The following is a 15,734-nucleotide window of genomic DNA, read 5'->3' on the forward strand; positions in this document are numbered from 1 at the left end:
ATTACACTCCTAAAGCCACTGAAACAGGCTCAGCTAGTGAAACCATTGGTGCTAAACCAACTGGGTAACCAATATAACCTGTAGGTAAATATTCAATTACTTGTACAGGCAAGCTCACACTGGTTTCGCCTGCTTTTACAGTAATGCGTTGACCTTCTTGAAGGTTCAAACGAGTTGCATCTTGTTCGCCCACTGCAAACATAGCTTCTGGAATACGAGTTTCCATTGCAGGTGTTTTAATAGTGAATTCACCAGAACCAAAAATATGATGCATTGGTACTAAGCGGAAACTTTCAGGGTTTGCAACTACCGCTACTGGAGCTACATAGCTACGTGCAGGGCGTTTTGCCAAGCGATCGAATAAACGAACACCTGAATCACCACCTTTTAAGTGACCACCTACTTCATCTTGGTATTTGTTCCAAGATTGTGGAGAGTTCCAGCCCGGAGCCCATGCAAACGGTACTAATGATGATGCTTTTTGCGGACCAACATAACCTTCCATTGAGAATGTTAATGCTGAATCTGGATCGGTAGGCTGTTTCGGTTCATGAACTGATAACGGCGCACGCATTGCTGTACGGCCTGAATAACGACGTGGTTCACGTGCAATTTTCAAACCATGTACACGGTAACCAGCATCAGGTGCCACATCTTGAATTGCTTCAAGTACTGGTACATTTTTCACGATGCTTTCGATCACATCATCAAGCAATGTCCAATCTACAGCCTTACCTTTAATGCCAGTTTCAATCGCATGTAACCAGCGCCATGATTCTTTAATTGCATATTCAGGCTTGTAGTAACTTGGATCGTAAACTTGATAGAAGCGTTGTGCACGACCTTCTTGGCTTACAACAGTACCGTCACCTTCTGCAAAGCTTGCTGCTGAAAGAACAATATCAGCCTGTTTCACAGTTTCAGTTTCACTGTGATCAAGCACGATTACTGTTTCAGCTTTATCTAGTGCAGCTTTTACTTGAGCAGCAGGTAAACGACGGAACAAGTCATTTTCAACAATAACAAGTGTGTCGTAGTCTTGAGCAAATGCTTGTTCAAGGCTTAAGCCACCAAACAATGCCAAGCCCATAGAGTTCACTTCAGGAACCACAAGACTTAAACCAGCTTTAGAACCTAAATTCTGAGTCAACTCAGCCGCAGCTTCCATAATAGAAGCATCTTGCAAACTTGTGCCCGCAATGATTAATGGTTTGTTTGCTATTTTTAAAGTGTCAGCAATGGTTTGAGCGAATGCTTTTGCATCGTCATCCAGACCAATTAATACATCACCTTTCACTGCTGCTGCTACAGCAAAGCCTAAACGTGCAATATCATTTGGAGAAGCAACAACTTCACCAGTTGCAACGTCGGCAAGACGAGTTTGAGTTGCAGCCAAGATATAGATCGGAGATTTTGCTTCTTGACCAATACGTTGTACAGGTTCAGCCAACCAATCTGGAGTACGTGTTTTCGCAGCCATTTCACGAGCTTTGTTTTTCGCAGCTTGGCGAACAGACAATGCCATACGTGGAGCAGTTTGAGTCAGGTCTTCACCTAAAATCAGAACAGCATCGTAGCTTTCAATTTCACGCATGTTCGGGTTGTAAATACCCTCGGTTTGCATGATAGATGCTGCAAGTTCAACAAGTTTTTGCTCTTTTTGTGCAACACCAGTTGAGTAATTTGCCTGACCTACAAGCTCACGTAATGCGTAGTTCGATTCCAAGCTTGCGCGAGGAGAACCAATACCCAAGACTTTTTTGCCTTGAAGTTTTGCAATCGTTTGATCTAAAGCTTGATCAACAGAAACAGTTGCAACAGTTTCACCGTTACGGAACTGAGGCTGACGTGGACGGTCTGCACGGTTTACATAACCTGTGCCAAAACGACCTTTATCACAAAGGAAGTACTGGTTAACCGAACCATTAAAACGGTTTTCTACGCGACGGATTTCACCATAACGTTCACCCGGAGAAATGTTACAACCAGAAGAACAGCCTTGACACACGCTTGGTGCATACTGCATGTCCCATTTACGGTTATAACGCTCTGAATGAGTCTTATCAGTGAATACACCTGTTGGACATACTTCAGTCAAGTTACCCGAGAATTCAGATTCTAAAGTACCTGATTCTGGGCGACCAAAGTAAACACGAGATGCATTGGCATACACACCAAAGTCTGTACCGCCCGCATAGTCTTTGTAGTAACGAACACAACGGTAACAAGCAATACAACGGTTCATTTCATGCGCAATGAATGAGCCGAGTTCTTGGTTGTAATGCGTACGTTTTGTGAAGCGGTAACGACGACGGTCATGACCCGTCATTACAGTCATATCTTGTAAATGACAGTGACCACCCTCTTCACAGACTGGACAGTCGTGCGGGTGATTCGTCATCAAAAATTCAACAATAGAGGCACGGAAATCCGTTGCTTCTTTGTCTTCAATTGAGATATAGGTATTGTCAGATGCTGGTGTCATGCAAGACATGACCAAACGACCACGCGTATCTTCTGGATTCGCATATTGCGTAACAGCACATTGACGGCAAGAACCAACCGAACCTAAGGATGGATGCCAACAAAAATATGGGATGTCGATGCCCAGACTCAAACATGCTTGTAGCAAGTTTTCCGAGCCGTTGACTTCATACGATTTTCCATCGACATGAATTGTAGCCATAGTCGAATTCCTTAAGCTTGTTCTACGTTGCTGGTTTGCACGACAGGACGAGTCGTCACTTTCGCTTCAAACTCACCACGGAAATGTTTGAGTGCGCCCATAAGCGGCTCCATCGCACCTGGTGCGTGGGCACAGAAAGTTTTACCGATCCATAATTTACGAGTCAATTCTTGTAAATGGTCGATATCTTCTTTCTTACCTTCGCCTGCTTCAAGTGCTTTAAGCGCTTTAACAGCCCATGGCAAACCATCACGACATGGTGTACAGAAACCACATGATTCACGCGCAAAGAACTCTTCTAAGTTACGAGTGAGCGATACCATGCATTGGGTTTCATCTACAACCATCAATAAACATGTTCCCAAACGAGAACCTGCTTTCATAATCGTGTCTGCATCCATTGGTAAATCAATGGTATCTGCTGGTAAAAAGTCAGTTGAAGCACCGCCCGGTAACCATGCTTTAAGCTTTAAGCCTTCTCGCATACCACCAGCATGATCTTCAATCACTTCACGTGCAGTTGTACCAAATGGTAATTCCCAAAGACCTGGGAATTTCACTTTACCTGACGCACCATAAATTTTAGTGCCTGGGTCTTTTGATTTACCTGCTGATAAACCGATATACCACTCTGGACCACGAAGCATAATTGCTGGCAAGTTGTTATAAGTTTCAACGTTGTTCACAATTGTTGGACGGCCCCATGCTCCTGCAACTTGCGGGAACGGTGGCTTAGTACGAGGGTTAGCACGACGACCTTCAAGCGAGTTAATCAATGCAGTTTCTTCACCACAGATATAACGCCCTGCACCCGTATGTACATGCAACTCAAAATTCCAGCCAGAACCTAAAATATTTTCGCCTAAATAACCTTTAGCACGAATCTGTTCTAACGCTTCATTTAGATATTGAGCAGCCTCGATGTATTCACCACGGATAAAGATATAACCATGAGTCGCCTCTAAGGTATAACCCGCAATTAACATCCCTTCGATCAATTGATGTGGAAGTTTTTCCATCAACAAACGGTCTTTAAAGGTACCCGGTTCCATTTCATCGGCATTACAGATCAAATAACGTGGACCACCATCATTTGGTGCCATTAATGACCATTTAATACCCGCTGGGAAACCCGCACCACCACGACCTTTTACGGTTGCAGCTTTAATCACGTCTAACACTTCAGCAGGTTTCATGCCTAACGCTTTTTTAAAGCCGGCATAACCTTCAAGTGCTTCGTAATCATCAGCACCACGAACTTCGTCACGTTTGCTTAAACGCCAAGTTAGTGGATGAGTTTCTGGATTACCGTCGCCATAAATTGGTTTTGGTTCAGTATTCATACATACTTCTCCAATAACTGTTTGACCGATGTCACTTCAACTAAACCGTGAGTATCTTCATCAATCATTAAAGTTGGGCCTTTGTCGCAGTTGCCGAGGCAGCAAATTGGAAGCAGCGTAAAACGACCATCTGGTGTCGTCTGACCATACTGAATTCCTAGTTCGCGCTGGAATGCTTCAGCAAGTGTTTCTGCACCCATCAAGAAGCAAGCAATTGAGTCACAAAGCAAAATTACGTGACGACCTACCGGATGGCGATAGATACGGTTGTAAAATGTTGCAACACCTTCCAAATCAGCAACACTCATCGACAATAACTGTGCGATGGCATTCATTTGAGCGTCATCTACCCAACCATTACGGCGCTGTACACACTTCAATGCATCCAAAGAGGCTGCTCGAGGGTATGGATAGTGACCAATGTGATGTTCGATATCGTGAATTTCTTCCGCAGTCAAAATTCCTTCAACATTCACACGTGGCTTTTTATCAGTCAAAATCATCATTATGTGTTACCTCTTAGCGATCCACGTCAGCCATAACCACGTCAATGGTCGCCAGATAAATGATTAAGTCAGATACCAAACTTCCGTTAATCACTGAAGGCATTTGCTGTAAGTGAGTAAACGTCGGTGTACGAATACGAGTACGATAACTCATCGTCGCTTTATCTGAAGTCAAGTAGTAAGTACTTGCGCCTTTAACCACTTCAGTCATAAATGATGACTCGCCCGCTGGCATGACAGGACCCCATGAAACGCTCAAGAAGTGCGTAATCAAGGTTTCAATATCTTGTAATGTCTTATCTTTCGGTGGTGGAACAGCCAATGGATGATCCGCTTTATATGGACCAGAAGGCATGTTATCCAAACACTGTTGAATAATTTTTAACGACTCAGTAATTTCACGGAAGTGAACGAGTACACGTGCATATGCATCGCCTTCATACTCAACTGGCACATCAAAATCGAAGTTTTCATAGCCACTGTATGGACGATATTTACGAACGTCAAAATCAATACCTGTCGCACGTAAACCAGTACCAGTTACACCCCATGCGAGTGCAGATTTAGCATCGTATTGTGCAACGTTACGCGTACGACCAATAAACACAGAGTTTTTCAATGCCGCTGTGTAGTATTCGTTTAAGCGCTTAGGCATCCACTCTAGCAATTCTTTAACAAGTTTTTGCCAGTTGTTTGGAAGATCGTGTGCTGTACCACCAATACGGAACCATGCTGGATGCATACGGTAACCCGTGATTGCTTCAACAATGTCGTAAACTTTTTGACGGTCTGCGAACATATAGAATACTGGTGTCATACCACCGGCATCCTGAATTGCCGTACCACAGAACAACAAGTGGTTATTAATACGGAACAATTCGTTCAACATGACACGAATCACTTGCGCACGTTCAGGAACTTTAATACCTGCCATTTGCTCTACAGCCATTACATACGGCATGTTTTGAGCACAACCACCTAAGTAGTCGACACGGTCAGTATAAGGAATGAAAGAATGCCATGTTTGACGTTCAGCCATCTTTTCCACACCACGGTGGTGATAACCGATATCAGGAACACAGTCCTTCACTTCTTCGCCATCTAACTGCAATACAACACGGAACGCACCATGTGCAGATGGATGGTTAGGACCCAAGTTCAAGAACATAAAGTCTTCGTCAGCGTTACCACGCTTAAGACCCCAGTCTTCTGGCACAAAACGTAAGTGCTCTTGTTCAAAGTCTTGTTTCGCTTTGTCTTGCATGTACGGCGTATATTCTGTCGCACGTGCTGAATATTCTTTACGAAGCGGGTGACCTTCCCAGTACGTTGGCAACAAGATACGACGGAGCATTGGATGCCCTTCGAAATTGATACCGAACATATCGTAAGCTTCACGTTCATACCAGTTGGCATTTGGCCAGATATTAGTCGCTGTCGGAAGGTTAAGATCATTTTCGTTCAAGGCAACCTTGATACGAATGTCACTATTACGCTCAAGCGATAATAAATGATAGAACACAGTGAAGTCAGATGCTGGCAAACCATCACGATGAACACGTAAACGCTCATCCATCGCAGACAAGTCAAACAGCATTACATATGGACGTTCCACTTTACGTAGGAACATAAGGACTTCTTGCACGCGTGCGCGCTCAACCCAGACTGTTGGAAACTCTTCAAAAGTCGCCTGCACGTAAAAGTTCTCACCAAATTTGGTTTTGAGTTCTTCTACGATTGCAAATGCTGGGCGTGAATCAACTGGTGTTGACTCTGGCATAGCAATGTCAGTTTCAGCCATTGGCTTGGCTTCCTATTTAATACAAATTCTGTCAATTTTCTCGATGAACATATCGGTTAGATATGTCAAAACACCGTCAAAAAATTATTTAATCTCATCCATAGAGCGTAAGTTTTTAACGGCAATACGCTGCGCATTCTTACGGTCACGTTCTGGCATCATCTTTGGCTTATACACTGGCTGAAGATCATCACCGATCACGGCAGAAAGCGGGCGTCGCTCTAATTGAATCTGGTCTTGTAAAAGCATTAAAGCTTGAATTAATGCTTCAGGACGAGGCGGACAACCTGGGACGTACACGTCAACAGGAATAATTTTGTCTACACCTTGAACTACTGAATAGATGTCGTACATACCTCCAGAGTTTGCACAAGCACCCATCGAGATGACCCATTTAGGCTCTAACATCTGTTCATATAGACGCTGAATAACTGGTGCCATTTTTACGAAACAGGTTCCTGCAACAATCATCAAGTCAGCTTGACGAGGTGAAGCACGGATAACCTCTGCGCCGAAACGTGACAAGTCATGCACACCTGTTAAGGTCGTTGCATATTCAACGTAACAACAAGAGGTACCAAAGTTAAATGGCCACAAGGAGTTTTTACGCCCCCAGTTTACTGCTGTATGCAAGACATCCTCTAAACGAGTCATGAATACATTTTTATTCACTTCCTCTTCTAGTGGATCTGTCACGATTTGACGTTCTTGCAATGGGTATTGATCAGCATCCGGATTCGCGCGGGTCAGAGTATATTTCATCCCGACTTACTCCTTTTCAGATGACAATGCAGGTGTAGTTTTTGACTTAACACGACCTGATGATTGAGCTGGAATCTGGCCTGTAGGGTCAGTTACGAGCTCTTCAATAGAGTTAAAGCGTGTAATTTCAGCAATGTTCATTGTTGGTGAACCGATTTTAATCGCCTCACCTGCTGATTTACGGCGATCTGCTGGTGACCAACTTAAAGCACCTACAGAGAAGGCATAAACAAGCGCAATCAATAAATCAACGACAAAGATCACGACAGTGGTATATCCCAACCACCCTACTTCACGCACAGAAGTAGACCATGCATAGAGGTAAAGTGCCTCTAAGTCGAAGACAACAAAGAAAATTGCAACTAAATAGAACTTTGCAGACAGGCGAATGCGAGCGCCACCAGCACTCACGACACCCGATTCAAACTGCTCTTGCTTAGCACGCCCCCACGATTTCCCCCCGAGGAGTAAGGGAACTGTGAGCATAAAGACGCAAAGAAATGTAACGCCGATCACGAAGGCGATAATCGCCCAGTCGTATGGAGTAATGGCACTCATGCGGGGATAACTCCTGGCAGGCCTATTATTTAACAAAGAATGTATGTATTGGCCTTCAAATACACCAAACACAAAATTAATCCCGCCAATTGTACCTGATTTCTAATTTCGCATGCTAGTTGAAGCGTCTTAGTCTTTCGGATGATTTTCTAAACAAAACTATTCTTCTATGGGTTGTAAGGGGGGTTTCACCGCACATAATCGGTTTATTTAATAGTTTTTTTGTTTATGATGATTTTTTTCATTTTTTAATTTTAGAATATTTACACAGTTCATCGACTATTAAGTTTTAATAACTTACTTTTTTATAATATTAGTTTGTTTTTTATTGTATTCAGCTTCTCCTCTGAATTATGATGAATGTTTAGTCATGCATAATATTTTATTACTCTTGGATAAGAGTATTTATCATTAAGGGCAGCTGATGCCATACTCACTTCGTGAATTTTCATTTTTCTCCTCTTTAAAAATTTTTCTCCTGTTTAGCTTCATTATTGCAGTATGTTGTTTTATTGGCATCGCATCTCGTCCTTTAAGCTTTCTCGCATTCTTCTGGCCTGCTAACTCTGTTTTGCTTGGTTTACTCATTCGCTTTCCAAGCACACGTCGATTAAGCTCATTTTTAGGTGCTTATAGCGGCTATGTCATTGCCGATCTGCTTCAGGGTACTCCATTTGCTCTTACACTCGTTTTAACAACGTCAAATTTTCTTTATGTTGTTACTACGTTTGCACTCTATATGTTTTTTAATCAGCATATTAAAGCAGCCTACCGAGGTTATTCTTACCTTTTTTTATTTGCTTTATGCGGAGTAGGAAGCGTAGCAGGCGCATTGTTTGCAGCAACTTTCGTGCCCATGTTTAATACTAAATTTATGCTGGGTGGCTTGTGGGATGAATTTGGTTACTGGTTCACTTCAGAATTGCAAAATGCTTTGCTTCTTTTACCGATCATATTAAACCTACCTCAATATAGTCAGGTAAAACATTATTTTTCAAGAAATCGCGGCTTACAAGTAACCGACCTTTTACCTTTCGGAGCTGTCCTCGTTTCTATTGCAGCCAGTTATTATGACTCTGGTCCCGGCTCACTCCTCTACCCAATTGCTGCACTGATTTGGTGTGCAATTCGCTACAAACCTATTGTTGTTGCACTCATTACAAGTCTTACTAGTGCCTACATTATTTATCATGTCTCTGGACATTATCTTTTACTCTATCCGAATGACTATTTCAGCAATACGATTTCAATCCGTATTGGGTTAATCATGATGACGATTGCCCCTCTTACGGTTTCCAGTATTAGCGTTTTACACTCAGAATTAATTCAAAAGCTTCAACACGCGATTGCGCATGATGAGTTAACCTCAAGTCTTACTCGACGCCAATTTTTACAGTCAGTCAGACTACTTCAAGAAAAAGTGCACAAGGAAAATAAAACCTCAGCCTTTTTTATGCTGGATGTAGATCATTTCAAACAAGTTAACGACAACTATGGCCATCAAATAGGAGACCGCGCCCTACAAACCTGCGTCACCACTATTCAAAATATTTTGCATCCTCATGATTTATTAGGGCGATTTGGTGGTGAAGAATTTGCAATTTTCATTGCCGATACTACAAAAGAGAGTGCCTTTGACCTTGCAGAGCAAATACGAATTAAAATTAGTCAGCAACCGATTTATATTTATGGGAAATTACCAATTTTCATACAAGTCAGTATTGGTATAAGTTTATATTCCCCTTCATCACATAGAGCGATTGAAAATTTATTTAAAGAAGCAGATGACGCTTTATATCAAGCAAAACGCCAGGGGCGTAATCGGGTCTTTATATCTTTATAGGTTTTCATTTAATCATCTAGTGTAATGAATTTTATACAATAACCTGTGTTTTGCCATGTATGCTAATAACAGATAATAAGGAGAAAAATGCATGACTCTAGAATATACGCACAAACCAAACTACTACTTGTTTGCTCAGTTACTTGTGCGACATATAGAAAGCTATATTCACAAACATCCAGATGCGAACAATGCAATTTTTGACTTGCGAGATGTCTATGAAATATTTAGACAGGATTTTGCATCAACAACAACAAACCTAGAAGGTATTTTGCATATTGCAGATGAATATAAAATAGAAACGCTTAATGGAGATCAACCTCTCATTCAAAAATACCAGATTGATGCAAAAAACAATTCATTACTGATCGACTTTAATTCCGATGCGTTAACCAGCTTAAGAAGCGGAAAACCCATTTTGGAACCAGATGCAACTCAATTATAAGTAATGCAATAAAAAAGCACCTTTATGAAGGTGCTTTTTTATTGGTTTTCAAAGGAGGTTGTTTAAAGCGTTTTGCAGGCCATGTCATGATAAAGCGAGCTCCACCTAAGGTAGGGCTTTCATCTACTTTAATTTCACCACCGAACCAGTAAGCAATACGACTTACAATTGACAACCCTAAACCATAACCACCTGACGCACGCGTACGACTGTCATCTAAACGCGCAAAGGCTTCAAATACTCTTTGACGATCTTGCTCAGGAATTCCGGCACCATCATCTTCAACACAAACAAAGGCCATGCCATCGCTGTGAACACCACCGGTAATACGAACTTTGTTATCACAATAACGAACAGCATTACCCACCAAATTTTGAACCACTCGATGTAAATAACGGCGCTCCGCATCGACTTTCAAATAAACAGGAGGAGCAACAAGCTCAATTTCTTTTTGCGTTTTTAAAGCTTCAGTTTCTACCGCAACCTGATCCAACACATCAAATAGCGCAATTTCAGCAAAATCTAATGAAGGTGTACCCTGCTCTAGCTTTGCATAAGTCATGATTTCATCAATTAAGGTATTAAGCGCCTCAATATCTTTATCAATCATATCGACCTGATGCATACGATGGTTGTAATCGTCTTCCTCTGCCAACATCTCTGTACCAAAACGGATACGGGCAACCGGCGTTCTAAGTTCATGAGATACAGCTCTCATCAACTCACGCTGAGCCTCAATCAAACGCTGAATATGATCAGACATATTGTTATAACTTGATGCCAAGTTTGCCATTTCGTCACTTCCTTCAATAGGAACACGCAATGACAAATCACCTGACTTCATGCGGTTTAATGCATAACGTACTTGGCGAATTTTACGTTCTAACGGCAAGATGAGACCATAAACACCTAAACTCAGTAAGAATAGGCTAAATAAGGTAATTCCGGCAGAAAGCTGTAAAGGCATCCAGTTAAACATTGGAACCGGTCCAAGAACCAGAACTTGTGTAGGATGATTTGGTATTGGAGATACGATTGAAATGGTTGTGCCACGCATTGTTGCACTATCTTTGTACAACATGACACTTTGATCTTGACGCAAACGACCAATTTGCTCAGAGTCTAGATTAATATCTTGAATATTGTAGATATTAATTGGATATGAAAAATGTTTTTGAATCTTAGCAAGATATTCTTGTTCTTGCCCCGGATAAAACATTAGATAATCAAGTACAAAAATAGGGAGAGCCTTCATTTGGCGCTCACTAATTTTGTCTACTTTTATCGATAAAAAGTGCTGAGGATCGTCACGTAAACCAATAATGATATATGCAATACTATTACTGGCATCGTAACGGACAACAGACTTTTGAGCTTCGATCCGTTTTTTCTCAGTACGAGATAATTCGACCTTGCTCGCATCAGTGTAATAAATTGGAAGTTCCAATAAATCTGATGCATCTGAAACCCAGTCTATTTTCTGTTGCTTCCCCGGTTGTCGAGCGACTCCCTCACTAATGACATAAGAAATACCATCAGTTAAAGATTCACGGTATTCTTGAGCACGTTGATAATTGATAATTTGTACAAGCAAATAACCAAAAACGGCAACCAAAACAACAAGAATTACCAGTCCCGCATAGATTCGCAGGAATATGCTGTGTTTAAACACTCGACCAACCTTATAGGAAGTTTATTCAGATCTTATAACCCATTGGTTTCTTTAACGAACAAGTAACCTTTACTACGCACTGTTTTAATACGTTTTGGATTTTCAGGATCATCACCAATTTTTGGACGAATACGTGAGATACGGACATCGATTGAACGGTCCTGACCATCGTATTCAATACCGCGTAAACGTTCGAAGATATCTTCACGCGATAAGATACGGCCAGCATTTGATGCAAGCAACCATAATAGGTCATATTCTGCGCTAGTGAAATCAACAAGCTCACCATGCAGTGTTACAGAGCGGCCGCCATTATCAATTACGAGGTCATCAAATTCGATGCGTTGTGCAACTTCGTCTTCTACAGTTTTATCTGTGCGACGTAATAGTGCACGAATACGCGCTAATAGCACACGTGGTTGAACTGGTTTAGCAACATAGTCGTCTGCACCCATTTCTAGACCAAGTACCTGATCCATATCTTCTGTACGTGCAGTTAACATCAAAATCGGTTGATGATAATGTGGACGAACTTCACGGCAAACAGTTAAGCCATCGGCACCCGGCAACATGACATCCAAGACCACTAGGTCTGGTTGTTCACTAATAATACGACGAATTGCACGGTTACCATCAGTTTCTACACCAACTTCCAAGCCGTTGCGGATTAAATACTCTTGAGTTAATCGTGCTAAACGCTCGTCATCTTCAACGATCAGAATCTTTGGTAACTTTTCTTCTTGGCTCATATCATTGCCCCTATAAATCTCATTACATGCATCTTAAAAATCTTGCAGATACATTCGTTTATCATTTGCAATATACACACGTTTACATTGTAAACAAGTAGGCGTTCACCAAACTGATACATGACAACCGTGTTTTGTTGCATTTTATTAACCTTTGAATTTTCTCGTGTTTTTAACATTTAGTTATTGTTATGAAATTTCATATTCTATTCATATTTCCAATGTATGAATATTAAACAAATTATTTCTTCTCCTACATTAATTGTATTTAAGTGCTTGTTTTTTGAGTTATCCACAAACTTATCTATAAGCGTTTTTTAATAGCTTTGCTATGCTATCTCCCATCAAATCATACAGATAAAAAATTACTAAAAAGTCAAGATTGATCTGCTATGAAAAATCCCGTATCTTGTGTTCAAAATAAACTTTAACTACTAAGTCTTGTGTTTATCCCTCAAACATCGTGGCATACTTTTTGCTCGGTTCAAACGGTCTATAAACATAACAAAAGTGACAATGGAGCTATGCTGGCATGAGCGTAATTACTTCGACTCCCGGTCAAATTCAGGTGATCAAACGCACTGGAGATGTTGCTGCATTTGATGCAGAGAAAATTTCTGTTGCGATTGGTAAAGCTTTTCTTGCTGTGGAAGGTCAACAGAGTTCGGATTCAAGCCGTATTCACGACCGTATTACCCAACTGACGGAAATGGTATTAAATACTTTCACTCGTCGTTTACCATCAGGCGGTACGATCCATATTGAAGAAATTCAAGATCAGGTTGAACTTGCTTTAATGCGTACCGGAGAACAGAAAGTTGCCCGCGCTTACGTGATTTACCGCGAACAACGTACTACTGCTCGTCAGCAAACGAACTCAAACCACCACCCTACGTTACAAGTTACCGATGCTAACGGTCAGCTTCAGCCACTTGATTTAAGTGCATTGCAAGCAACTGTAGCGAAAGCAGCTGAAGGTTTGGAAGGTATTGACGTTCAGGCTATTGTTGATGAAACCGTTAAGAACTTATATAACGGCGTAAAAGAAAGTGACATTGCCACTACAATGATGATGGCAACACGTACTCGTATTGAACAAGAACCAAACTATACTTACGTAACTGCACGTTTGCTTTCTAGTGAATTAGTGAGCACAGGTTTAGCATTCTTAGGCTTACCTACAGATACGCCTGAAAACAATGCACTCGAAGCCTTTTTGAAAAAAGGTGTAGAGCTTGACTTGCTTTCACCAGATTTGCTTGATTTCGATTTAGAGAAACTGGCAGCAGCAATTCAGCCAGAACGCTCTAATCAGTTTACCTACTTAGGTTTACAGACTTTATTTGACCGTTACTTCATTCACTCAAACGGCGTTCGCTTCGAATTACCACAATTATTCTTCATGCGTGTGTCGATGGGTCTTGCGTTAAATGAGCAAGATAAAGAAGAACGTGCAATCGAGTTCTATAACTTATTGTCTAGCTTCGACTACATGGCGTCTACGCCTACTCTGTTTAACTCAGGTACATTACGTCCACAGCTTTCTAGTTGTTACTTAACAACAATTGGCGATGACCTTTATGACATTTATGGCGCAATGCGTGACAACGCTATGCTTTCTAAATGGGCTGGTGGTTTAGGGAATGACTGGACACCTGTACGTGCATTGAACTCTTACATTAAGGGTACAAACGGTAAGTCTCAGGGTGTAGTTCCATTCCTAAAAGTTGCGAACGATACAGCTGTTGCAGTAAACCAAGGTGGTAAGCGTAAAGGTGCCGTGTGTGCATACTTAGAAACTTGGCACTTAGACATCGAAGAGTTTTTAGAACTTCGTAAAAACACTGGTGATGACCGTCGCCGTACACACGACATGAACACTGCAAACTGGGTTCCAGACTTGTTTATGCAACGTGTATTTGAAGATGGTGAATGGACACTATTTACCCCTTCTGAAACTCCAGACTTGCACGACTTAACTGGTGCTGAATTTGCTGAGCGTTATGCTTACTATGAGTCTGTAGCGAAAGAAACCAACATGCTACACAAGAAAGTACGTGCTAAAGACTTATGGCGCAAAATGCTTTCTATGTTATTTGAAACTGGTCACCCGTGGATTACGTTCAAAGATGTATGTAACTTACGTTCACCACAACAACATGTTGGTGTAGTTCACTCATCTAACTTATGTACTGAAATTACCTTGAATACAAATCAAGACGAAATTGCAGTATGTAACTTGGGCTCAATCAACCTTGTACAACACGTTCAAGGTGGTGTGTTAGACCGTGAGAAGTTAGCTCGCACAATTAAAACAGCAGTACGCATGCTCGATAACGTTATCGACATTAACTACTACGCTGTACCACAAGCGAAAAACTCGAACTTGAAACACCGCCCAGTGGGTATGGGTATCATGGGCTTCCAAGATGCTCTATATGAAATGAACATCGCTTACGGCTCAGATGCTGCTATTGATTTTGCTGATGAATCAATGGAAGTAATTAGCTACTACGCGATTGAAACTTCAAGCAACTTGGCTGTTGAACGTGGTTCTTACTCAACATTCAAAGGTTCATTGTGGGATCAAGGTATCCTTCCAATCGACTCTTTAGAAATTGTTGCAAAATCTCGTCCAGAACGCATGTTCGAAGTTGACCGTACTCAACGTTTAGACTGGGACACTTTACGTGCCAAAGTTCAAAAAGACGGTATGCGTAACTCAAATGTGATGGCGATTGCACCTACTGCAACCATCTCTAACATTTGTGGCGTTTCTCAGTCTATTGAGCCAACATTCCAGAACTTATATGTGAAATCTAACTTGTCTGGTGAGTTCACTGTAATTAACCCTTACCTCGTTCGTGCATTAAAAGATCGTGGTCTGTGGGACACAGTGATGGTTAATGACTTGAAACACTTTGAAGGTTCAGTACAAAAAATTGCTCGTATTCCTGAAGAATTAAAAGCAATCTTTGCTACTGCATTTGAAGTAGATACACGTTGGATCGTTGATGCTGCATCACGTCGTCAAAAGTGGATTGATCAAGCTCAGTCTCTTAACCTTTACATCTCTGGTGCTAATGGTAAGAAACTTGACATCACTTACAAGATGGCATGGTTACGTGGTCTTAAGACGACTTATTACCTCCGAGCTTTAGGCGCAACTTCTGCTGAAAAATCTACAATCAACACAGGTGCTTTAAACGCAGTTAAACCTGCGACTGTTGAAGCGGCGGCAGTTGCTGCTCCTGTTGTAGAAGCGAAAAAACCAGAAGCTGTTGAAGAAGATGGTTTTACCCAAGCAGCTCCAGTTCCAATGGCTTGTTCAATCGACAACCCAGATTGTGAAGCTTGCCAATAACATTC

12 protein-coding genes are annotated in these 15,734 nt (G+C 41.5%); 3 read left to right on the forward strand and 9 right to left on the reverse strand.

The genetic code is table 11. The features are described from left to right. Position 1 precedes the first annotated feature (1 nt). The 6 genes from nuoG to ndhC all read right to left on the reverse strand — a co-directional run bounded on the left by nuoG (position 2) and on the right by ndhC (position 7,656). Positions 2-2,686, reverse strand: coding sequence for an NADH-quinone oxidoreductase subunit NuoG (nuoG, locus tag UC75_RS16385; protein WP_049838193.1), 2,685 nt, complete (start codon positions 2,684-2,686; stop codon positions 2-4). Positions 2,687-2,697: 11 nt separating this feature from the next. Continuing rightward, a complete protein-coding gene (gene nuoF / locus UC75_RS16390; RefSeq protein WP_049838194.1) occupies positions 2,698-4,029 on the reverse strand; it encodes an NADH-quinone oxidoreductase subunit NuoF in 1,332 nt (443 codons plus the stop codon). Next, on the reverse strand, positions 4,026-4,535 hold the full coding sequence (gene nuoE, locus UC75_RS16395) for an NADH-quinone oxidoreductase subunit NuoE (RefSeq protein WP_005302974.1): 510 nt from the start codon (positions 4,533-4,535) through the stop codon (positions 4,026-4,028). Before nuoE ends, nuoF begins: the two co-directional genes overlap by 4 nt. A 13-nt stretch (positions 4,536-4,548) precedes the next feature. Continuing rightward, positions 4,549-6,336 carry an NADH-quinone oxidoreductase subunit C/D gene (gene nuoC / locus UC75_RS16400; RefSeq protein WP_004794331.1) on the reverse strand — a complete coding sequence of 596 codons (1,788 nt, stop codon included), beginning with the start codon at positions 6,334-6,336 and terminating at the stop codon, positions 4,549-4,551. A gap of 84 nt (positions 6,337-6,420) precedes the next feature. Continuing rightward, positions 6,421-7,098, reverse strand: coding sequence for a NuoB/complex I 20 kDa subunit family protein (locus tag UC75_RS16405; protein ID WP_002050353.1), 678 nt, complete (start codon positions 7,096-7,098; stop codon positions 6,421-6,423). 6 nt (positions 7,099-7,104) lie between these two features. Continuing rightward, positions 7,105-7,656, reverse strand: a complete 552-nt coding sequence (gene ndhC / locus UC75_RS16410; RefSeq protein ID WP_003653481.1) for an NADH-quinone oxidoreductase subunit A — start codon at positions 7,654-7,656, stop codon at positions 7,105-7,107. Positions 7,657-8,080: 424 nt separating this feature from the next. On the opposite strand from ndhC, the gene UC75_RS16415 reads away from it, so the two are divergent. Continuing rightward, entirely contained in the window at positions 8,081-9,499 is a 1,419-nt protein-coding gene (locus UC75_RS16415) for a diguanylate cyclase (protein ID WP_049838195.1), read from the forward strand. 91 nt (positions 9,500-9,590) lie between these two features. After that, positions 9,591-9,944: a hypothetical protein gene (locus UC75_RS16420; RefSeq protein ID WP_002120022.1), complete on the forward strand. Its 354-nt coding sequence runs from the start codon at positions 9,591-9,593 to the stop codon at positions 9,942-9,944. A gap of 22 nt (positions 9,945-9,966) precedes the next feature. Here the strand turns inward: UC75_RS16420 and bfmS are convergent, their stop codons facing one another. Genes bfmS through UC75_RS16435 form a run of 3 tightly spaced genes read right to left on the reverse strand, consistent with a single transcriptional unit; the run spans position 9,967 to position 12,544 of the window. After that, positions 9,967-11,616, reverse strand: a complete 1,650-nt coding sequence (gene bfmS, locus UC75_RS16425) for a sensor histidine kinase BfmS (protein ID WP_049838196.1) — start codon at positions 11,614-11,616, stop codon at positions 9,967-9,969. 32 nt (positions 11,617-11,648) lie between these two features. Then, complete coding sequence (gene bfmR, locus UC75_RS16430) at positions 11,649-12,365, reverse strand: response regulator transcription factor BfmR (RefSeq protein WP_003653488.1); 717 nt, start codon at positions 12,363-12,365, stop codon at positions 11,649-11,651. After that, entirely contained in the window at positions 12,362-12,544 is a 183-nt protein-coding gene (locus UC75_RS16435) for a hypothetical protein (RefSeq protein WP_034679197.1), read from the reverse strand. The genes bfmR and UC75_RS16435 overlap by 4 nt, the downstream gene beginning before the upstream one ends. Before the next feature lie 353 nt (positions 12,545-12,897). Between UC75_RS16435 and UC75_RS16440 the strand changes: the two genes are divergently transcribed. Continuing rightward, positions 12,898-15,729, forward strand: a complete 2,832-nt coding sequence (locus tag UC75_RS16440; RefSeq protein ID WP_004794340.1) for a ribonucleoside-diphosphate reductase subunit alpha — start codon at positions 12,898-12,900, stop codon at positions 15,727-15,729. Positions 15,730-15,734: the final 5 nt, after the last annotated feature.

Origin of the sequence: Acinetobacter sp. V2 (genome assembly GCF_001188385.1) — a bacterium.
Lineage (GTDB): Bacteria > Pseudomonadota > Gammaproteobacteria > Pseudomonadales > Moraxellaceae > Acinetobacter > Acinetobacter oleivorans.